Source organism: Variovorax sp. P1_H2, from assembly GCF_056405295.1.
Window position 1 is genome coordinate 1 of record NZ_JBFUCJ010000093.1, and the last position, 19,962, is coordinate 19,962.

The 19,962-nt window shown below is 66.7% G+C and carries 18 protein-coding genes and 1 pseudogene; 8 read left to right on the plus strand and 11 right to left on the minus strand.

Annotated features, from left to right (window positions below):
* Positions 1–479: 479 nt before the first annotated feature.
* Complete coding sequence (locus AC1D2E_RS25780; protein WP_478200038.1) at positions 480–767, minus strand: hypothetical protein; 288 nt, start codon at positions 765–767, stop codon at positions 480–482.
* A gap of 163 nt (positions 768–930) precedes the next feature.
* Between AC1D2E_RS25780 and AC1D2E_RS25785 the strand changes: the two genes are divergently transcribed.
* The 5 genes from AC1D2E_RS25785 (at position 931) to AC1D2E_RS25805 (ending at position 5,001) form a co-directional block, all read left to right on the plus strand.
* Positions 931–1,146, plus strand: coding sequence for a hypothetical protein (locus AC1D2E_RS25785; RefSeq protein WP_478200039.1), 216 nt, complete (start codon positions 931–933; stop codon positions 1,144–1,146).
* A 181-nt stretch (positions 1,147–1,327) separates the two neighbouring features.
* Entirely contained in the window at positions 1,328–2,302 is a 975-nt protein-coding gene (locus AC1D2E_RS25790) for a Bug family tripartite tricarboxylate transporter substrate binding protein (protein WP_478200040.1), read from the plus strand.
* Positions 2,302–3,171 (plus strand): isocitrate lyase/PEP mutase family protein, encoded by an 870-nt coding sequence (locus AC1D2E_RS25795; RefSeq protein ID WP_478200041.1) that lies wholly within the window; start codon positions 2,302–2,304, stop codon positions 3,169–3,171. Before AC1D2E_RS25790 ends, AC1D2E_RS25795 begins: the two co-directional genes overlap by 1 nt.
* Positions 3,164–3,988: an amidohydrolase family protein gene (locus tag AC1D2E_RS25800; protein ID WP_478200042.1), complete on the plus strand. Its 825-nt coding sequence runs from the start codon at positions 3,164–3,166 to the stop codon at positions 3,986–3,988. Before AC1D2E_RS25795 ends, AC1D2E_RS25800 begins: the two co-directional genes overlap by 8 nt.
* A gap of 41 nt (positions 3,989–4,029) precedes the next feature.
* Positions 4,030–5,001, plus strand: coding sequence for a tripartite tricarboxylate transporter substrate binding protein (locus tag AC1D2E_RS25805; RefSeq protein ID WP_478200043.1), 972 nt, complete (start codon positions 4,030–4,032; stop codon positions 4,999–5,001).
* Between the two features lie 19 nt (positions 5,002–5,020).
* Here the strand turns inward: AC1D2E_RS25805 and AC1D2E_RS25810 are convergent, their stop codons facing one another.
* From AC1D2E_RS25810 to AC1D2E_RS25855, 10 genes and pseudogenes are all read right to left on the minus strand, one after another.
* Positions 5,021–5,902, minus strand: a complete 882-nt coding sequence (locus tag AC1D2E_RS25810; protein ID WP_478200044.1) for a LysR family transcriptional regulator — start codon at positions 5,900–5,902, stop codon at positions 5,021–5,023.
* 121 nt (positions 5,903–6,023) lie between these two features.
* Positions 6,024–6,269, minus strand: a pseudogene (locus AC1D2E_RS25815) (RidA family protein); the annotation flags it as partial.
* On the minus strand, positions 6,266–7,732 hold the full coding sequence (locus AC1D2E_RS25820) for an N-acyl-D-amino-acid deacylase family protein (RefSeq protein WP_478200045.1): 1,467 nt from the start codon (positions 7,730–7,732) through the stop codon (positions 6,266–6,268). The pseudogene AC1D2E_RS25815 and the gene AC1D2E_RS25820, both read right to left, overlap by 4 nt.
* A 13-nt stretch (positions 7,733–7,745) precedes the next feature.
* Positions 7,746–8,738, minus strand: a complete 993-nt coding sequence (locus AC1D2E_RS25825) for an ABC transporter ATP-binding protein (protein ID WP_478200046.1) — start codon at positions 8,736–8,738, stop codon at positions 7,746–7,748.
* Entirely contained in the window at positions 8,735–9,766 is a 1,032-nt protein-coding gene (locus AC1D2E_RS25830; RefSeq protein WP_478200047.1) for an ABC transporter ATP-binding protein, read from the minus strand. The genes AC1D2E_RS25825 and AC1D2E_RS25830 overlap by 4 nt, the downstream gene beginning before the upstream one ends.
* 10 nt (positions 9,767–9,776) lie before the next feature.
* A complete protein-coding gene (locus tag AC1D2E_RS25835; protein WP_478200048.1) occupies positions 9,777–10,685 on the minus strand; it encodes an ABC transporter permease in 909 nt (302 codons plus the stop codon).
* A gap of 19 nt (positions 10,686–10,704) precedes the next feature.
* On the minus strand, positions 10,705–11,640 hold the full coding sequence (locus AC1D2E_RS25840; RefSeq protein WP_478167209.1) for an ABC transporter permease: 936 nt from the start codon (positions 11,638–11,640) through the stop codon (positions 10,705–10,707).
* A gap of 21 nt (positions 11,641–11,661) precedes the next feature.
* Positions 11,662–13,239, minus strand: coding sequence for an ABC transporter substrate-binding protein (locus AC1D2E_RS25845; RefSeq protein ID WP_478200049.1), 1,578 nt, complete (start codon positions 13,237–13,239; stop codon positions 11,662–11,664).
* A 47-nt stretch (positions 13,240–13,286) separates the two neighbouring features.
* On the minus strand, positions 13,287–14,732 hold the full coding sequence (locus tag AC1D2E_RS25850) for a M81 family metallopeptidase (RefSeq protein WP_478200050.1): 1,446 nt from the start codon (positions 14,730–14,732) through the stop codon (positions 13,287–13,289).
* A gap of 46 nt (positions 14,733–14,778) precedes the next feature.
* Entirely contained in the window at positions 14,779–15,936 is a 1,158-nt protein-coding gene (locus AC1D2E_RS25855) for an NAD(P)/FAD-dependent oxidoreductase (RefSeq protein WP_478200051.1), read from the minus strand.
* A 202-nt stretch (positions 15,937–16,138) separates the two neighbouring features.
* Between AC1D2E_RS25855 and AC1D2E_RS25860 the strand changes: the two genes are divergently transcribed.
* From AC1D2E_RS25860 to AC1D2E_RS25870, 3 genes are all read left to right on the plus strand, one after another.
* Positions 16,139–16,876 (plus strand): helix-turn-helix domain-containing protein, encoded by a 738-nt coding sequence (locus tag AC1D2E_RS25860; protein WP_478200052.1) that lies wholly within the window; start codon positions 16,139–16,141, stop codon positions 16,874–16,876.
* 578 nt (positions 16,877–17,454) lie between these two features.
* Positions 17,455–19,236, plus strand: a complete 1,782-nt coding sequence (locus tag AC1D2E_RS25865) for a ShlB/FhaC/HecB family hemolysin secretion/activation protein (RefSeq protein WP_478200053.1) — start codon at positions 17,455–17,457, stop codon at positions 19,234–19,236.
* 14 nt (positions 19,237–19,250) lie between these two features.
* On the plus strand, positions 19,251–19,961 hold the full coding sequence (locus AC1D2E_RS25870) for a hypothetical protein (RefSeq protein WP_478200054.1): 711 nt from the start codon (positions 19,251–19,253) through the stop codon (positions 19,959–19,961).
* Position 19,962: the final 1 nt, after the last annotated feature.

Sequence of the window (19,962 nt, forward strand, 5' to 3'; positions counted from 1 at the left end):
CGCATTCGACGCGCATTCGACGCAAGCACCGTGACTTGCGTGCCAAGCACGTTCAGAGGAACTTCGCGCTGATCGGGCGTCAAGACAAAGTACGGAATCGTCATGATCCATTCCTCCAAACTGGCAGCACGATTCTGCGCGCCGCGCCGAGCAGACACAAGCCATCGCGCGCGGCCACCTCCAAGAGCGAGACCTTCGCCGAGATCGTCGTGAATTCGGCGTATGGGTGGAAACGGGCAGTCAGGGTGAATCGCCCGCGAACGACCGCTTCCGCATGTCGCGAATCGGAGCTTCGGGCCGATGCGGTCGGTCAGCTTCCAACGAAGCGGACCGTTGCGGAATTCGGCGGTCGGCCATGAGCAGCGACGGCGGGTCGGGGGCAGTCCAGTACGCCGAAAAGGCGATTTGGACCAAGCGATCCGAACGCCCGCATCGACACTCTCCGCAACACTCTCCGCCGGGACGAATCTACCGTCGGATCAGGTCCAGGCGATCCGGTAGTCGAGGGTGTGCCCGATGCGCTCCGAGAAGCGGGCGACCGACTTGGCCGCCACCCGTTCGCTGACACTCACCGGGACCAGCGTGGTGAGCCAGGCGCCTACGCCCAGCGGCTCGCCCTCCAGCTTGCGAGGGCGTGAGGTTGGCGTGTAGCCCACGATCGCCTCTCGCTTGCCGGCCCCCTCGAGCTGGCCGTAAAGATCGCGGAACAGGATGAACGAGGTGTCGTTCTGGTGTGCCGACCAGTTCGCCACCGGGAGGAAGTCCACCAGGTGGATGAGCCGGTAGAAACGAGCCGTCGGCGTGCTCCACATTGAAGTCGCACTCGCTCACCAGGAACTGCATCAGCGCCGGGCTCACCTCGGGGAGCGGGTGCGCCGCGCGGGCGGCCGCATACTCGGCCTGCACTGACTGGGCGGCAGCGGCGTCCCAGTGGACCTCCTTGCCCACCCGGGTGGTCATCACGAAGCGGGCGGCATTGCCCTCGAGGGTCTTGAAGATGGTGCGATCGAGGTCGAAGTTCGGGATCGGCTCGACCAGGACCTTGCCTGTGTGGTCAAAGGCGGCGCCACGGGCGATGGCGGCCTTGCGTTGGGTAGTCGGGTCGGGACGCTCGGCGGCGGACTGTTTCATTGGGATCCTCGGTGACTGCTCGCTTAGAGGAAGTCGGCGCTGCGGATGCCCGGCCACGCATGAATGTCCTGATGCCCGCGTCGCGTCGTCATAAGGAGGGCTTATCGAAACTGAACAGAATTGGTGGTTCCGAAGATAGATGCTCCTCCCGATACTGGCTCTTCCCTGAGCTACAAATCTAACGGAGACCTCCACCATGACAACGACGCTTCGCATTGGCTTCTGGTGCGGACTGGCCATCGCCGCCACCAGCCACTGCGCATTCGCACAGACCCCGCCCGCCTGGCCGGTCAAGCCGATACGGCTGATCGTTCCTTTCTCGGCCGGAGGCGCCAATGACCTGATGGCGCGGGTTGGGGCGGAAGGCGCGTCCAAGGCGCTGGGGCAGCCCGTCATCGTCGAGAACAAACCCGGTGGTGCCACCAGCCTCGGCGCCGACATCGCTGCCAAGTCGGCGCCCGACGGCTACACGTTCCTGGTCAGCGCGGCGGGCGTGATCTCGAACAGCATGATCAAGAAGCACCTGCCGTACAAGGACAGCGACCTGACGCCGGTCGTCATGATCGGCCTGGCGCCCTCGGTGGTGCTCGTGGCCGCGGATGCCCCCTACAAGGATCTCAAGGAGTTCATCGCTGCTTCGCGCACGGGCCAGGGCTTCCATTGGGCAACTGCGGGCACCGGGAGCACGCCTCACTTCGTGGCCGGAATCCTGCAGACCAAGTACGGCGCAAAGCTGGATATCGTTCCCTACAAGAGCGGCTCGGAGTCGATCACCGCGGTGATCGGCAAGCAGGTCGAGGCGACGTCCGAAGCCAGCATCGTCGCGCTGCCCTACATCACCAGCGGGAAGCTCAAGGCCCTGGCCGACACGTGGACCACGCGCATCTCTGCCTATCCGCAACTCTCGACGGCCACCGAGCAAGGTTTCGGCGACATACGCATCGCGCACTGGGCAGGTATCCACGCGCCAGCCGGAACGCCAGCCGCGATTCTCGACAAGATGAGTGATGCCGTGGACAAGGCAATGAAGACGCCTGAAGTCATCGATCGACTCAAGAAAGTCGGTATCGAGCCCATCGGCGGTACACGCGCCGCCTTCGTCAAGTTCGTCGACGAAGAGCGCACTCGTCTTGGCGCTGTCGTCAAGGCGACCGGCATGCGGGACGAATGATGAGCGAGATCCATCCAGGTACCCGGTTGCGACAGCTTGTCAATGCGCGCCGCGGCTTGATGGTTCCCGGCGCAGCCAACGCACTGGCGGCCCGGGTGATCGAGCATCTCGGCTTCGAAGCCGTGTACTTGAGCGGTGCCGGCCTGACCAACACCTTCTACGGCATGCCCGATCTCGGCTTTGTCGGCCTGACGGACATTGCCCAGCACACCGCCGCGATCCGCGACGCGGTGGCACTGCCCATCGTCGTGGATGCCGATACAGGCTTCGGCAACGCCCTGAACGTACGCCATGCCGTGCGCACCCTGGAGCGCGCCGGGGCCAACGCGATCCAGCTCGAAGACCAGGCGATGCCGAAGAAGTGCGGTCACTTCGAGAGCAAATCCATCATCACGCAACAGGAGATGGTGGGCAAGGTCAAGGCCGCAGTCGACGCGCGGCTGCACCCCGACTTTCTGGTCATTGCACGGACGGACGCTGCCGGCGTGGAAGGCGTCGATGAAGCCATCGCCCGGGCCGTCGCCTATGCGGAGGCTGGCGCAGACATCACCTTCGTCGAGGCGCCTGAATCTCTGGCGGCCCTGCGACGCATCCCGGCGGAGATTCCCTGCCCGCAAGTGGTCAACGTGGTGATCGGCGGCAAGACTCCCACGCTCACGGCGGCCGAGTTCGCCGCCATGGGCTTCGGTCTGGTGCTGTACGCCAACGCCGCCCTGCAGGGCGCCTTGCGCGGGATGACGCAGGCGCTCCAGACATTGCACAGCGTTGGGAAACTCGAGGAATCGAGCGGACTGCTTGCCACCTTTGCCGAACGCCAGGCGCTGGTGCGAAAGGATGAGTTCGATGCGCTCGAGCGACGCTATGCTTGAATCGTCCGCCACGCGCACCGCGGTCGACAGTCACGCGCATGTGTTCGTGCGCGGCCTGCCGCTGGCGCCGCGCCGGCGCCATGCCCCGGAGTACGACGCAACGCTTGCCGATTACCTGTCCCTCCTCGACAAGCACGGTGCGTCGCACGGCGTTCTGGTGCAGCCGAGCTTCCTCGGAACCGACAATTCGTTCCTGCTCGACGCGTTGCGGCGCGAACCAACGCGTTTGCGCGGTGTGGTCATGCTCGATCCATCGACGAGCGCGCAGCAACTCCACGAGCTGGACGCACTGGGTGTCCGCGGCGTCCGTCTGAACCTCGTCGGGCTTCCCATCCCCGATCTGCGCGGCGAGTTCTGGTCCGGTTTTCTTGCAAGACTCCATGCGATTGACTGGCACGTGGAAGTGCATCGGGAGGCGGTCGATCTCAGGCAGTGCGTCGAGCCGCTGCTGCTCGCGGGTTGCAAGGTCGTCGTTGACCACTTCGGGAGGCCGAATTCCAATGTCGAAGGAAGCGACGGCGGATTCGAATGGCTGCTGGCGCAGGCTGCGACGGGGCGCGTGTGGGTCAAGCTTGCGGCCGCCTATCGAAGCTGGGATCAAGAGGAGGGAGCGCAGGCCACCGCGGCAGCGGCTGCCCTGCTTGCGCGTTTCGGACCTGAACGCCTGGTCTGGGGAAGCGACTGGCCCAACACGCAGCATCGGGATCGGGCCAGTTTTGCGTCGGCCCGGCGGGCGCTCGACAGATGGATTCCTGATCCAGAGGCGCGACGACGCATTCTTGTCGATACGCCCGCAGAGCTTTATCGCTTCAGTTGACGATCCAGCCGTCAGCCCCCGAATCACAATCGAGAGACAACATGACTTTTTCAGTTCTTGGCCGCGCGCTGATTGTTTGCGCAACGCTCTGCACCGGCGGCTGGGCTGCGGCGCAGGACTATCCCAACAGGCCGATCAAATTGATCGTGACCTACCCGCCGGGCGGTACCGTGGATGCGGTCGCGCGTATCGTCGCGCCCCCGCTGGCCATGCGGCTCGGTCAGCCCGTCGTCATTGACAATCGCGGTGGCGCAGGCGGCGTGATCGGCGGGGATCTTGCAGCGAAGAGCGCTCCGGATGGCTACACGCTCATGCTTGACGCGTCGAATCACGCGCAGAACCCCGCACTGCATAGCAAGATGCCATTCGACACCCTGGGTGCTTTCGCGCCGGTGTCGTTGCTGGTCAAGGTGCCCAACGTGCTTCTGGTGAATCCCGCGTACCCGGTGCACACGGTGTCGGACCTGATTGCGCGCGCCAAGGCCAAGCCTGGCGACGTCAACTACGCGTCGTCGGGCAACGGCTCGTCACCGCACCTGGCCGCCGAGCTGTTCGATTCGATGGCCAAGACCCACATGACGCATGTCGCCTACAAGGGGGGCGGGCCCGCGCTCACCGACGTGATGGCGGGGCAGGTTCCGGTTTTCTTTGCCAGTCTGGGCTCCTCGCTGCAGTACATCAAAAGCGAGAAGCTGCGTGCGGTCGCCGTGGCGGGCAAGAGCCGGTCGGCCGTGCTGCCGAATGTGCCGACGATTGCGGAGTCTGGATTGCCGGGCTACGAGATGTACGAGTGGAATGCCGTATTTGCGCCGGCCGGCACGCCCGCGCCGATCGTCGACAAGGTGTCGAAGGCCCTCGCCGCCGTCATCAAGGAGCCGGACGTCAATGCCCGTCTGGTGGCGTTAGGGGCAGAAACCATCGGATCGACGCCTGCGGAGCTGGACACCTTCCGAAGAGTGGAAATGACCAAGTGGACGCGCGTTGCCAAGGAAAACAACATCCGTCTCGACTAGGACCTGTTCACACTATTTCCTAGGGCCCAAGCATGTCCGCGAACACGTCTGCCAAGGTGGGGCGAGAGCGCGCCCGCCACAGTGCACTGAGATCGAAGCGCGGAAGCTCGTCGCCGTCGCGAACGGTGGCGTAACGCACGCCCTCGTGCCCAAGCGCCCGTACCGACTCCGGCAGCAGGGACCATCCCAGGCCGGCGGCGACGCAAGCCAGCACGGTGAGCGTTCGGTTGGCGTCTTGCACCACCCTCGTGTCGTGGCCGCGGCGGCGGAACACACCCAGCAACTCGGCGCGCAAGGCGGGCATCTGCGATTCCGGAAACCAGACCAACCCCTGTGCGGCAACGTCGGCCAGCGAGACAGTGCCGTCCTCGGCGAGGGCATAGGTCGCAGGCACCACCGCGATGAGCCTGTCGTGCCCAAGCTGACGCTCGTGCAATTTGACCGCCAGCGAGACCGGGGGGTGGAGCAGCGCGACGTCGATCGTCCCGTTCTCGAGCGCCACCACCTGTTCGGCGTTGCTCATCTCCCGCAGTACCACCGCCACCTGGGGGTACTCACGACGCAAACGATCAAGCGCATGCGGAAGCACCTTGTAGACGGCGTGCGTCACGAATCCGACGATCAGCCTGCCGCCCCGTCCCTGCGCAATCGCGCGAGCCCGGTCAGCGGCCACATCGCCATGGGCCAGGCTGGCGCGCAAGTCTTCAACGACGGCATGCCCTGCGTCCGTCAACAGGGCGCCGCGCCGCGTCCGCTCGAAGAGCTTGACGCCCAGCTCCTGCTCGATGCGATTGAGCGTCTGCGTCAGCGCTGGCTGTGCCTGGCCCAACTGCTCGGCAGCCCGGGTCAGGCTGCCGGCATCCGCGACGGCTACGATGCAACGCATCTGGCGAGTGTCCATGACCTGATTCCAAAGAGTCGCTGTTCAACATGACTGTGCAGCGATTGTGGCGGCATCGAGCAGCGAGCGCCACGGCTGCAGACGCTCGTCCGCCAATGAACACAACCCGCCGATTGAACGCCGCGAACTCGCCCAGGTCCGCAAGCCACACGGTGACGCGCACCACGTCGCTCATGCGCGCGCCGCATTCGCCGAGCGTGAGGGCCACGCGTTCCAGCACGGCCTTCGTCTGGGCCTGGATGCCGCCCTCGACGATGTTGGCCTGCGCATCCATCGCGAGCACGCCCGAGAGGAACAGAAAGCCACCTGCGCGCACGGCCTTCGAGAACGGAACAGGCAGGGGAGTCGGGTAGCGTTCGATGCTCATGCGGTTCCCTTGTGTTCCTTGCGCACGATCACCTGCCCGTTGCGTGCCCCGCTGTGCACGCCGTGCTGCCAGGTGACGGCGCCATTCACGATCACCGCGTCGATGCCTTCGGCCGGCCGAGTCGGCGTTTCGTAGTTCGCCGTGTCGCGCACCGTCGCGGGGTTGAAGATCACCACATCGGCGTGGTGGCCCGGCTTCAGCGTGCCGCGCTCGTGCAGGCCGAAGTTGCGGGCCGTGAGCCCGGTCATCTTCCACACCGCCGTCTCCAGCGGGAACAGGCCGATGTCGCGGCTGTAGTGGCCCAGCACACGCGGGAAGGTGCCCCACAGCCGCGGATGCGGCTTCTCGCCGTGCGGAATGCCGTCCGAGCCGATCATGGTCTCGTCGAACGCGAGGACGCGCTGCACGTCGTCCTCGTCCATCATGAAATAGATCGCGCTGCCGGGTTGAAGCCGCCGTGCCGCATCTTCGCCCGACACGCCCCATTCGGCCGCGATGTCCTTCAGGTCGCGGCCCGCGCACTCGGGGTGCGGCACGCTCGAGGCGATCAGCACGCGGCCTTCCATCATCCCGCGGTCGGTGCGGATCATGGTGGAGCCGGCCGTGTACGGGTAGCAGTCGAGCCCGATGCACTGGTGCTGCATCGCTTCCTTGATGAAGGGCAGCGTGACTTTGGTCTTGCCGAAGTTCTGCACGTTCTGCACCTTGTGGTGCGACACCACCACCGGGATGTCGAGCGCGCGGCCGATGTGGAAGGTCTCTTCGAGCGACTCCATCACGCGGTCGCTTTCGTCGCGCATGTGCGTCACGTAAAGTGCCTTGCGCGCCGTGAGCGGGCGGCCGACCTCGATGATCTCCTCGGTCGTGGCCTTCACGGCGGGCGGGTAGAAGGTGCCGGTCGACAGGCCGATCGCGCCGGCCTGCATGGCTTCCTCGACCAGCGCCTGCATGGCTGCGATCTCCAAATCGTTCGCGGGCCGGTCGAGGTCGGACATGACCACGGCGCGCAGGGTCGAATGGCCGACCATCGCCGCCACATTCACCGACGAGGGCGTGGCGCGCAGTGCGTCGAGATAGGCCGCGAAGGTCGTGAAGCGGCCTTCGGCCGGGGAGTCGAGCAGGCTCAGCGGCATCGGCAGGTCCATGTCGGCGCGCAGCGGCGCCGCGCTGATGCCGCAGTTGCCCGCCACCACCGTGGTCACGCCCTGCGACACCTTGAAGGGCATCTGCGCCTGCGACAGCACGGCCTGGTCGTCGTGCGTGTGCGAGTCGATGAAGCCGGGCGCGACGATGCGGCCCGCGGCGTCCAGGGTCTGGTCGGCCGTGTGGCCCGCGAGCTGGCCGATGGCGGCGATGCGGCCGTTCAGGATGCCGATGTCGGCATCGAAACGCGGCGCCCTGGTGCCATCGATCACGGTGCCGCCGCGGATCAGGAGGTCGTAGTGGGTCGGAGCGTCGGACATGAGGATTCCTTCTTCAACGAAAGTGGCAGGCCACCCAGTGGCCGCCGTTGGACGACGAGGGCCGCTCGGTCAGCTCGGGCGTCTTTTCCTTGCACACGGCCTGCGCCATCGGGCAGCGCGTGTGAAAGCGGCACCCCGAAGGCGGATTGGCGGGGCTCGGCGGATCGCCTTGCAGCAGAATGCGGCGCGCCGGCGTGCGCGGGTTCGGCACGGGCACGGCCGACAGCAGGATCTCGGTGTAGGGGTGCAGCGGCGTCGAGAACAGCGTGTCGCGGTCCGCGATCTCCACGATATGGCCGAGGTACATCACCGCCACGCGATGGCTGATGTGGCGCACCACCGCGAGGTCGTGCGCGACGAACAGGTAGGCGATGCCCAATTCGGCCTGCAGATCCATCAGCAGGTTCACCACCTGCGCCTGCACCGACACGTCCAGCGCCGACACCGGCTCGTCGCAGACGATCAGCTTCGGGTTCAGCGCCAGCGCGCGCGCGATGCCCAGCCGCTGCCGCTGGCCGCCCGAGAACTCGTGCGGAAACTTCTTCGCCGCCTCGGGCCGCAGGCCGACGCGCGAAAACAGCCACTGCACGCGCTCGCGCCGCTCGGCCGCGTCGTCCGGGCCGAAGTTGCTGAAGTTACGCATGGGCTCGGCCACGATGTCGCCGGCCGTCAGGCGCGGGTTCAGCGAGGCATACGGGTCCTGGAAGATGATCTGCAGCTGGCGACGGCGCAGGCGCATCTCGTTCGCCGGGAGCGTCAGCAGCTCCTCGCCGTCGAGCCGCACCGAGCCTGCGCTGGGCTCGACCAGCCGCAGCACCGACTTGGCCGTGGTCGTCTTGCCGCAGCCGGATTCGCCGACCAGCGAGAGCGTCTCGCCGCGCGCGACCGAGAACGACACGCCGTCGACCGCCTGGATCGCCGGCTTCGCGGGCCGCAGCCAGCGCTTGGGAGAGACGTAATGCTTGCGCAGATCGCGCACCTCGAGCAGCGGGGCCGCGGTCGTCATGCCATCACTCCGGCCGCATCGGCCCATTGTTCTTCGACGGCAAAGCAGGCCACCACATGGTCGCCGCCCTGCCGCACCAGCCGCGGCGTCTCCACGCGGCAGCGCTCGCGCGCATGGCCGCAGCGCGCCGCGAAGGCGCAGCCGCGTCCCAGCTCGTGCGCGGCCGGCACCAGTCCCGGAATCTCGGTGAGCCGCGTGCTCGCGGTATTCAATCCGGGCATCGAGGCCATCAGCGCGCGCGTGTAGGGATGCAGCGGCCGGTCGAAGAGATCGGTCACGTCGGCTTCCTCGACCTTCCTGCCGGCATACATCACGACCACGCGGTCGCAGCTCTCGGCCACCACGCCGAGGTCGTGCGTGATCATCACCACGCCCATGCCCAGCTCCTTCTGAAGCCGCTTGATGAGATCGAGGATCTGCGCCTGGATCGTCACGTCCAGCGCCGTCGTCGGCTCGTCGGCGATCAGCACCTCGGGGTTGCAGGCCAGGGCCAGCGCGATCATGACGCGCTGGCGCATGCCGCCCGAGAGTTGGTGCGGGTACTCGTTCACGCGCCGCTCGGGCTCGGGGATCTGCACCAAGCGCAGCATCTCGACCGCGCGCTTCATCGCATCGCAGCGGCTGGCCTTCTGGTGCAGTTGCACCGTCTCGGCGATCTGCCGGCCCACGGTGAGCACCGGGTTCAGCGAGGTCATCGGCTCCTGGAAGATCATCGAGATGCGGTTGCCGCGGATCTGCCGCATGTCGCGCTCGCTCAGCTGCATCAGGTCGGTGCCGCGCAGCCGCACGGCGCCCATGTGGCGCCCGGGCGGCGTCGGCACCAGCCGCAGGATCGACAGCGCGGTCACGCTCTTGCCGCAGCCCGATTCGCCGACCACGCCGAGCGTGCGACCCGCTCGCACGGTGTAGGACACGCCGTCGACCGAGCGCACCACGCCCGCCAGCGTGTGGAAGTGGGTGCGCAGGTCGTCGACTTCGAGCAGCGGCTCGCCGGGGGCGAGCGCGGTGTGGGACATCGTGATCGTCATGGCGCTTCGCTCACAGTTGCCGCGCCAAGCGCGGGTCGAGCGCATCGCGCAGGCCGTCGCCGAGCAGGTTGATGGCCAGCACCGTGGCCGCCAGCAGCAGGCCCGGGTACAGGATGATGTGGAACGCCACCGCCACGAAGTTGCGGCCCTCGGCCATCATGTTGCCCCAGCTGGGTGTCTGCGCAGGCACGCCGACGCCGAGGAAGGACAGCGCCGCCTCGGTCAGCACCGCGGCGGCGGCCACGAAGGTCGACTGCACGATCAGCGGCGCCACCATGTTGGGCAGCACATGCCGCAGCAGGATCAGCGGCAGCCGCGTGCCGACCGCGTGCGCGGCCTCGACGTAGAGCTGCTCGCGCAAGGTGAGCGCGAGCGAGCGCACCAGCCGCACCACGCGCGGAATCTCGGGCACGGTGATGGCGACGATCACCGTCGTGAGACTGGCGCGCGTCACCGCCATGAGTGCAATGGCGAGCAGGATGCCGGGAATGGCCATCAGCCCGTCCATCACGCGCATCACCGGACCGTCGGCCCAGCGCACGAAGCCCGCGAACAGGCCGGTCAGCACGCCGAAGAAGGTGGCCAGCAGCGCGACCGAGGCGCCGACGATCATCGACACCCGTCCGCCCCACACCGCGCGGCTGAACACGTCGCGGCCCAGCGCGTCGGTGCCGAACCAGTGCTCGGATGAGGGCGGCTGCATGCGCGCGAGCGGGTCGATGTCCTGCGGGTCGAAGGTGGCGAGCCAGGGCGCGGCGATGGAGATGGCGGCCACCGCGGCCAGCAGCAGCGCGCCGATGATGAGCGTGGGGTTCTTGCGCAGCCAGCGCCAGCGCGGCAGCACGAAGGGTGCTTCGGCGGCCTCCGGTGCCTCCGGGGTTGGCGCGTCGGCGTGGCGGAAGGGCAGGGCAGAGGACATGGAATGAAGGCCGGTTCAATCAATACTGGATGCGCGGGTCGAAGAGCCGGTAGCTCAGATCGATCAGCAGGTTGATCAGCACGTACACGCCGGCCGACAGCAGCAGCACGCTCTGGATCACGGGGTAGTCATGGCGCTGTACCGAATCGATCACGAGTCGGCCCACGCCCGGAATGGCGAACACCGTCTCCGTCACCACCACGCCGCCGATCAGCAGTGCGATGCCCACGCCCACCGTGGTGGCGATGGGAATGGCCGCGTTGCGTAGCGCATGGCCCAGCACCGGCAGCACGCCGAGACCCTTGGCGCGCGCGGTGCGGATGTAGTCTTCATGCAGCACCTCGAGCACCGTGGCGCGCGTCATGCGCGTCACGAGCGCGATGTACACCAGCGCCAGGTTCACGCAGGGAAGCACCAGGCCGCGCAGCCAGTCGCCGGGGCTTTCCGAGAAATGCACATAGCCCTGGACCGGAAACCACGGCAGCTGGATCGCGAAAGCGTAGATCAGCAGGTAGCCGACCAGGAACACCGGCACCGAGAAGGCGAGCACCGCGAACAGCATCACCAGCCGGTCGATCCAGCTGCCCGCGCGATAGGCCGCGAGCGTGCCCAGCGGCACGGCCACCACCAGCGTGATCGCCATGGTCAGCACCGCGATCGACACCGTGGGCTCCAGCCGCTGACCCAGCAGCTGCGTCACCGGCACCTGCGTGAAGATCGAGGTGCCGAGGTCGCCGGTGAAGAGCTTGCCCAGCCAGATCGCGAACTGCTGCCACAGCGGCAGATTCAGGCCCAGCGCGGCGCGCAGCTTCTCGATGTCTTCGACGGAGGCGAGGTCGCCGGCGATCAGCGCGGCCGGGTCGCCCGGCGACAGGTGAATCAGCAGGAACACCACCACGGCCACCACCGCCATGACGGGCAGCGTCGAGAGAAATCGCCTGAGAATGTAGCCCATGATGAAGCAGCGTGGTGCCGGTTATTTGTCGAGCACCCAGACCGTCGGCATGCCGGCCCAGAGCTTGTCGGTGCCCTTGAGGCTGGCGCGCGCGGCATACGCGGACGAATACTGGCCCGCGTTGATGTACGGCACCGCCTCGTAGGCGCGGGCCTGGAAGGCGTCGAGCACTTCCTTGCGCTTGGCCGGCACCGTTTCCTTGAGCCAGGCGTTGCGCAGTTCGTCGAGCGGCTTGTCGCAGGGCCAGCCGGGCAGGGAGTTGCCGCAGGCGGCGCTCAGGTAGGCGTTGGTGATCGGCGAATTGACGTCGAACTCGCCGGCCACGGTGACGTACATGTTCCAGCCGCCGGCCTCCGGTGCGTCGCGCTTGGCGCGGCGTGCGCCGATGGAAGCCCAGTCCATCGTCTGCGCGTCGACGTTCATGCCGATGCTGCGCATGGTTTGCGCGGCCATCAGCGCCTCGGCGTTGAGGTAGGTGACGTCGCTCGGCACCAGGAGCGTGACCTTCTCGCCCTTGTAGCCGGCGTCTGCGAGCATTTTCCTGGCCTTGGCCACGTCGGCCTTGCGGTAGGGCTCGGCGCCCGCGGCAGTCTCGTTGGGGCTGCCGCAGATGAAGAAGGTCTGGCAGTAGCTCATGCGCATGTCGAGCGGATAGCCCATGGCCGCGACGATGCGTTCCTGGCTCACGGCCTGCAGCAGCGCCTGGCGCACCTTCGGGTTGTCGAAGGGCGGCAGCAGGTGGTTCATCACCAGGAAGCCCTGGTAGGTGCCGCCGGAGCCGATCTTCACGCTCGGGTCGGTACGCAAGGGGGCAATGTAGTCGGGCGGCACCTGCTCCACCAGGTCGACCTCGCCGCGCTTGAGTGCCGCGATGGCGCTGTTGGCATCGGGCAGGTAAAGCCATTCCACGCGGTCGAAGGTGGTCTTCTTGCTGCCGGCCAGGCCGCTCGGCGGTTCGCTGCGCGGCACGTAGTTGGGGTTGCGCACGAACACCGTCTTGTTGCCCGGCACCCACTCGTCGCGCTTGAAGATGAAGGGGCCGGAGCCGATCACCTCGGGCAGCGGCGCGGTCGCGGACATCTTGGCCAGCCGTTCCGGCAGGATCACCGGCGGAAAGCTGGAGGGCTTGGCCAGCCCGTCGAGCACCAGGCCGAAGGGCTCGGTGAGCGTGAGCGTGAAGGTACGGGCATCGACTGCCTTCCACTCGGCGCCACCCGCCACCATGGCGCGGCCGATGCTGTCGCGCGCGGCCCAGCGCTGCAGCGAGGCGATGGCGTCGGCTGAGGTCACGGCGCTGCCGTCGGAAAACTTGAGACCGGGGCGCAGCGTGAAGCTCCACTGCTTGCTGTCCTTGGAGCTCGTGTACTTCTCGACCATCTGCGGCTGCGGCTTGCCGCTCGCGTCCTGCGCGAACAGCGTGTCGTAGACCATGTAGCCGAAGTTGCGTGAGATGTAGGCCGTGGTGAAGGTCGGGTCGAGGATCTTCAGGTCGGCATGCGCCACCACCTTCAGCGTCTTGGGCGGCGTCTGGGCGAGCGCCGGCAGGCACGCGGCTGAAAGCGCCAGGGTGGCAAGGGCTGCGAGCGTTCGTCGTTTCATCGTCGGTTCTCCGGTAAGGGCTGAAAAGAAGTGGGCAAGCCCGGGGGTCATGCGGTGATCGGCCACTTGGGCAGGCGGGCCTTGCGATACGGCAGCGTGGTGAGGTCCAGGGTCACGGCGCCCGGCGCGCCCGCATAGATCACATGCTTCGCGACCTTGGCGTACGACGCATAGAAATGCTGCGACGACTTCACGACGATGATCTTCTTGGCGGCCAGGTCGCAGCCCAGCTGCGTGAACAGGTCGGTGCCCATCGCCTGGTTGCGCAGCGTGATCAGCACGATCTCGATGCCGTCGGCCTCGACCAGCGCGCTGTCGCCCATCAGCGTGGGCGTTCCCGCCAGGCCGGTCATGACCAGGTCGTGCTGCAGCGCCTTCACGGTGCATTCGAGGTCCATCGGGTCGCCCGACAGCGGGCTGATCTTGCCGCCGATGCGCATCGCGAGCTTCGCGCCCACGCCCGCGTCGAAGGCGATGCGCACTGCGATCGGGTCCCACATCGGGCCGATGGCCGCGTTGCGGATGCCGCGCTCGATCATGCGGCGCAGGATGAAGGTCGAATCACTGGCCGCGCCGCCGCCGGGGTTGTCGGCACCGTCGGACAGCACCACGGGGCCGCCGTCGAAAGCCAGCGCCTCGTCGAGCGAGGCGTCGATGCCCGGGTAGTTGACCGTGAGCCCGTCGCGCATGGCGATCAGCTCGTCGGCGAGCTGGCGCGCCAGCGCGTCGGCCTTGGCCTGGTTGCCGTCGGCGTAGACCAGCACCTTGGTGCCCATCTCGGGCACGTCGCCCCATGAGAAGCCGTGCGTCAGCGAGACCGACAGCACGCCGTCCTTGCCCTCGAGCGACTGCATGCGCTCGACGAAACCGCGCGCCGGCTCGCGCGAGGTGTGGACCGTGACGATCATGTCGCAGTCGACCACCGCGGCCACCGGCCTGACCTTGCCCTCGACGGTGGCGGCGCAGATGTCGACCAGCTCCAGCCCGCGCTCGAGCACGTCGGTGTGCGGGTACTCCTTGAAGGAGATCATCACGTCGGCGTTGGCGACCATCTCGGGCGTGAGGTGGTTGTGCGGATCGAGCTCCGCGCCGATCACCACGTCGGGCCCGACGATCTGCCGCACGCGCGCCAGCAGGTCGCCTTCGCAGTCGTCATAGCCGTCGGCCACCATCGCGCCATGCAGGCCGAGCAGCACCATGTCGACCGGCAGCACCGCGCGCAGGTCGTTCAGCAGTTCGTCGCGCAGCGTCTCGTAGGCATGGCGCGTGGTCGTGCCGCTGGGCTGCGCGCCGGCGACCATGCCCTCGAACAGCTGCCATCCCTTGTCGGCGCCGCGCATGCGCGCGGCCCACAGCGGGCCCGAGAACAGCGTCATCGCATCGGGATGCTTGCCGGCGGCGAAGTAGCCGCGGTCCTTGAAGGAGGCGAGGCTGGTCGGCATCGGGCCGAAGGTGTTGGTTTCGGTGGCGAGGGAGGCACTGAAGACACGCATGGGTGGATTCTGTTGAGGTAGGAGGGCGGTTGTTCTTGCCAGGCGATCAGGCGCAGGCCGCGCGCAGCCGCTGCGGGCCCAGCATCTCGGCCGTGAGCCCGAAGGCCGCGATGCGCTCGGGCAGCGGCAACCCGCGTGCCAGCGCGGCGCAGGCCTCGCCCATGGCGGCCGAGGTCTGGATGCCGTAGCCGCCTTGCGCCGCGACCCAGAAGAAGCCGGGCGCCCCGGGCGCGAAACCGCCGACGAGGTCGCCGTCGGCCACGAAGGAACGCAGCCCGGCCCAGGTGCGCGTGGGGCGGCGGATGGCGAGCGTGGTCGCTTCCTCGATGCGGTGCATGGCGATGGCGATGTCGAGCTCCTCGGGCTGCACATCCTGCGGCTCGGTGGGGTCGGCGTTGGCCGGCGAACCGAGCAGCATGCCGGCGTCGGGCTTGATGTACCAGCCTTCGTCGGCGCCGAAGACCATGGGCCAGTGCGCGACGCTCTCGCCCTCGGGCGGCGCGAAGATGAAGGCCGAGCGCCGGCGCGGCTCGATGCCCAGCGGCTGCACGCCCGCCATGCGGGCGATGGCGTCGACCCAGGCGCCGGCCGCGTTGAGCACCACCGGCGCCTCGTACACGGCGCCGCCGGCCTGCACGCGCCAGCGGTCGCCGACGCGTTCGATGGCCGTCACGTCCGCATCGCACACCAGCTTGCCGCCCGCCTGCCGCATGCCGCGCAGGTAGCCCTGGTGGATGGCGTGCACGTCCATGTCGGCCGCATCGGGTTCGTACACCGCGCCCAGCACCTGTTCGGGCCGCAGCACCGGCACCATCTCGCGCGCCTGTTCGCCGCTCAGCCGCGACGCGCCGGTGTTCATGGCGCGCAGCACCTCCCAGTGGGCTTCGAGCTCGGCCATGTGCGCCTTGCCCGCGACCATCATGGCCCCGCGCGGCGTGAGCAGCGGATGCTCCGTGAAGCCCGCGGGCGGGTCTTCGAGGAAGGCGCGGCTGGCCATCGTGAGGGCCCGCACCTGCGGCGTGCCGTAGCTTTCCATGAAGAGGGCGGCGGAGCGGCCGGTGGAGTGGTAGCCGGGCTGCGATTCGCGTTCGAGCAGGATCACGCGGGCGTGGGGCGCGAGCCAGTGGGCCACCGAGGCCCCGGCGATGCCGCCGCCAATCACGAGGTAGTCGGCCACGAAGGGCGCTGGGGTGCTGGTACTCATCGGCGGAAAGTGTAGGTAGAAATTTGCGGATACGCAAATTCATTCGACCCTATCAAGGGAAAACCATGGGCACCGAATCGGTGAAATTTGCGTCAACGCAATTTGCGTATACGCAACTTCCGGGCCCGCGTCATGCGGGTCGGCATGGATGGCGTGACGCGGGGCTGGCAGAATCTCCCTGCATCACAAGAGAAAGCCAAGCGTGAATCCACACACAGGGACCAAGCCGGGGACGAAGCCAAAGGAAGAGCCGCCCAAGCTGGACCGCACCACTTTCGGCCATCGGCTGCGCACTGCGCGCAAGCGCTTCGGCTGGACGCTGGCGCAACTGGCCGAGCGCTCTGGCGTGTCGATCACCACCATCTCGCGCGCCGAACGCGGCCAGCTCGCGCTGGGCTACGAGAACTTCACCGCGCTGGGCCGTGCGCTCGAGATGGACATGAACGCGATGTTCGCGGGGGCCGGCGTCAAGCCCGCGCAGCTCGAAGGGCCGGTGGTCACGCGCGCGGGCAAGGGTGTGGTGTACCGCGGACTCTCGATCGCCTACGAGTTCCTCGGCACCACGGCGGCCGGAAAGCAGATGAGCCCCGTGGTCGGCACGGTGCATGCACGCCGCATTCACGGCCCCGAGGACTTCGTGCGGCATGCGGGCGAGGAGTTCGCCTATGTGCTGTCGGGCGAGATCGAGGTGCACTTCGAGAACGGCGAGGTGGTTCACCTGGCGCGCGGCGACTCGCTGTACTTCGACAGCCGTCTCGGCCATGCCTACGTGAGCGTGAGCCGCCAGCTCGCGAAGATCGTGGGCATGACCTCGAGCGAGAGCGGGCAGATGCGCTCCGCGCGCGACGGCGACGAGCGCATGGCGCCCATGGTGAAGACTGCGCGCAAGCCTGCCGCAAAGAAAAGCGCCAAGACCGCGAAGGCCGGAAAGAGCGCTTAGCCCACGCCATCGACGCCGTCGAAGGCTGATGGCGGCGGCAAGTCGCAAGTCGAGAGGAAGACATAGGGCGGTACGCATACGCCAATGTCTGTTCTTCCGTGCAAACGCAAATAGACGTTGAGCGTGCCGTATCAAAGCGGACCGGCAATTCGAGACACCAACTCATTGTGTCGAGCGAGAGGTAAGAAGATCTTCTTATTTCACTCGATGTGGATGTTTATTTGGCAATTGAATGGTGGCTTGCGCGGTGAATTTCTTCGAAAGAAGAAGAGAGATATTGCACGAATTCCGGACGAATCTGATGTCGTCGCGCGGACTTGCATTCCTACAATAATCAGTCAAGAAAAGCCGTTCCTCTGCCCCGAGAGGCATCCGACGGATGTGCGCAAGGCATCGGTGGGCGAATAGCTCCCGAGGTGCGCAGCGCCAAGAATATCGCCGGCATTTCTTGACAGAATTTTTGTCAATCTTGACTCGCTGATACGAGGAAATCATTCGTCCAGGCTGAGCCATTCAGGGTGGTGGTGCTTTCGGATCGACGCGGCGATTCCGCGTCCTTCGGCGCATCAATAAGAACAATGACTTTTCCTTTCCGCGGGCGTGCGTCGTCCAAAGCGGCTGTTTGCCGCGTTCCGAAACTCTCGGCTTCCATCCTCTCGCCCCTTTTGCTGACGGGCGTTGCCGCCGCGTTCGCGGCTCATGCGCAAGTCGCCTCTACGCCGAGGCCGATCATCGAGGAGCAACGCCAGCTAGAGCGCGAACGCGCGTTGCGCGAGCAGCAGGAACGCACGGTCGACACTCGGCCGAAGCCCGCGGTCATCGATGCGCAAACCTTGGCGGAGGACGAGCGGCCGTGCTTTCGCATCGATCGGCTGGTGCTCTCGGGCGAACTGGCGGACGATTTCCAATGGGCGCTGGATGCCGCAGCGAGATCGGGTGAAGCCGCCGACGATTGGCAGGGTCGCTGCCTCGGCACCGCAGGCGTCAACGTCGTCCTCGCGCGCGTCCAGCAGGCCGTGATCGCGCGAGGCTATGTCACCACACGCGTGCTCGTCGGCCCGCAAGACCTTGCCGCCGGCACATTGGTCCTGACACTGGTCCCCAGTCGCATTGCAGCGATCCGCTTCAAGGATCGGGAAGAAGGCGAGGACAAGACTTCCACCAGCCTGCGCGGCGCCATCCCGGCGCAAGTGGGCCGTCTCGTCAACCTGCGCGACATCGAACAGGGCCTGGAAAATCTCAAGCGCCTGCCCACCGCTGACGCCGACATCCAGATCGAGGCTTCCACTGCGCCAGGCGCGCGGCCGGGCGACAGCGACCTGGTGGTCGCGTACACGCGCAAACGCCCACTGCGCGCGACCCTGAGCCTGGACGACGGTGGAACGGATGCCACCGGCAAGACACAGGCCGGCGCGACCGTCGCGTGGGATGGCCCGCTCGGGCTGAACGACCTCTTCTATGTCAGCCTGAATCACGATGCCTTCAACCATCAGGGGCAGGGCACGGCCGGACAGACGGTGCACTACTCTGTGCCGTACGGCTACTGGTTGCTGAGCGCGACGGCATCGCAGAACGACTACCACCAGTCCGTGGCCGGCCTGGGCCAGAACTACGTCTACAGCGGCGAGTCGAGCAACGCCGAGGTCAAGCTCGCGAGGCTGATCTACAGGGATGCCTCACGCAAGACGACGACAGCGCTTCGGGCATGGCGCCGGGCTTCGCACAACTTCGTCGACGACACCGAGATCGACGTCCAGCGGCGCGTCGTGGGTGGCTGGGAGGCCAGCGCGAATCACCGCGAGTTCATCGGCGAAGCGACGCTGGACGCAACCCTGGCGTACCGCCGCGGAACGGGCGCCTTCGGATCGAAGGAAGCGCCCGAAGAACCTTTCGGCGACGGCACCTCGCGCATGGAGCTGTTCACGGCCGAGACCAGCCTGAACGCGCCTTTCAAATTCGCAGGCGAGCAGTTCCGCTACAGCGGGCTCTGGCGCGCGCAGTGGAACGGGACGCCCCTCACGCCGCAGGACCGCTTCGCCATCGGCGGGCGCTACACGGTACGTGGCTTCGATGGCGAGAACAGCTTGCTGGGCGAGCGCGGCTGGCTCATCCGCAATGACCTGGGCTGGGCGCTCGGCCGAAGCGGCGCCGAACTCTATGCCGGCGTGGACTACGGACATGTCGGAGGTCTTTCGGTCGAGTTCCAGGTCGGCAACGAGCTGGCGGGCGCCGTGATCGGGGTGCGCGGCGCATTTCAGGGGCTGAACTACGACTTCTTCGTCGGCACGCCCATCAAGAAGCCTCAGGGATTCATCACGGCGAACGTCACCGCTGGCTTCAGCCTCAACTACAACTTCTGAGAGACATCGAGCACATGAATTCAAAGCTTCGCGCGACGGCGCTACTTCTGTTGGCTTCGATCGCCGTTGCGGTGGCAGGCTGCGCGTCCAGGCCTGAGGAACCGAAGCCGGAGATCCGCCGATTCACGCTGATTCCGGTGGCCTCTCCGCTCAACGTCAGCACCGCGAACAAGACGTTGGCGCTGCCCCTGGTGCCGGCGCTGATCGTGACGTCGATCGACAACCGCTGGAAGAGCGCTCGGTTCGACGAGAAGCTCGCCAGCGTTCGCCAAGCCATGGGCCAGAAGATGACCGAGGCGCTCATGAAGGAGTTGACGGCGCAGGGCTTCGAGGTCTCGCTTCTCCAGAACGTCGAGCGTCCCGCCGACGATCCAGACGACATCGACTACAAGCGCCTGCCCACCCGTGCGCCAGTTCTGCACGTCGCCTTCACCGAAGTCGGCATGTATTCGGGTCGCCTGTCCAACGACTACCAACCCAAGGTCAACGTCTCGGCCTACCTCTGGGAGCGRCCCGGCGACAAGGACTGGCGCATGAGTGAAGAATTTTTCTACGGCGCCGACTCGAGCAGCGACAACGACTGGAATGCCCCCGCAGATCCGAAGTATCGCTACGCCGACTTCGACACCCTGATGTCCAGGTCCGACGAGGTGGCCGACAGCTACGACATCGCAATCCAAGCCCTCGCGAAGCGCATCGCCTCGCAACTGCGCGCCCAACTTTAAC

Excerpts from the sequence above, each read along its gene's own strand:
- AC1D2E_RS25790 (WP_478200040.1), top strand. The coding sequence starts at position 1,328 with ATGACAACGACGCTTCGCATTGGCTTCTGGTGCGGACTGGCCATCGCC.
- AC1D2E_RS25795 (WP_478200041.1), top strand. The coding sequence starts at position 2,302 with ATGAGCGAGATCCATCCAGGTACCCGGTTGCGACAGCTTGTCAATGCG.
- AC1D2E_RS25800 (WP_478200042.1), top strand. The coding sequence starts at position 3,164 with ATGCTTGAATCGTCCGCCACGCGCACCGCGGTCGACAGTCACGCGCAT.
- AC1D2E_RS25805 (WP_478200043.1), top strand. The coding sequence starts at position 4,030 with ATGACTTTTTCAGTTCTTGGCCGCGCGCTGATTGTTTGCGCAACGCTC.
- AC1D2E_RS25810 (WP_478200044.1), bottom strand. The coding sequence starts at position 5,902 with ATGGACACTCGCCAGATGCGTTGCATCGTAGCCGTCGCGGATGCCGGC.
- AC1D2E_RS25820 (WP_478200045.1), bottom strand. The coding sequence starts at position 7,732 with ATGTCCGACGCTCCGACCCACTACGACCTCCTGATCCGCGGCGGCACC.
- AC1D2E_RS25825 (WP_478200046.1), bottom strand. The coding sequence starts at position 8,738 with ATGACGACCGCGGCCCCGCTGCTCGAGGTGCGCGATCTGCGCAAGCAT.
- AC1D2E_RS25830 (WP_478200047.1), bottom strand. The coding sequence starts at position 9,766 with ATGACGATCACGATGTCCCACACCGCGCTCGCCCCCGGCGAGCCGCTG.
- AC1D2E_RS25835 (WP_478200048.1), bottom strand. The coding sequence starts at position 10,685 with ATGTCCTCTGCCCTGCCCTTCCGCCACGCCGACGCGCCAACCCCGGAG.
- AC1D2E_RS25840 (WP_478167209.1), bottom strand. The coding sequence starts at position 11,640 with ATGGGCTACATTCTCAGGCGATTTCTCTCGACGCTGCCCGTCATGGCG.
- AC1D2E_RS25845 (WP_478200049.1), bottom strand. The coding sequence starts at position 13,239 with ATGAAACGACGAACGCTCGCAGCCCTTGCCACCCTGGCGCTTTCAGCC.
- AC1D2E_RS25850 (WP_478200050.1), bottom strand. The coding sequence starts at position 14,732 with ATGCGTGTCTTCAGTGCCTCCCTCGCCACCGAAACCAACACCTTCGGC.
- AC1D2E_RS25855 (WP_478200051.1), bottom strand. The coding sequence starts at position 15,936 with ATGAGTACCAGCACCCCAGCGCCCTTCGTGGCCGACTACCTCGTGATT.
- AC1D2E_RS25865 (WP_478200053.1), top strand. The coding sequence starts at position 17,455 with ATGACTTTTCCTTTCCGCGGGCGTGCGTCGTCCAAAGCGGCTGTTTGC.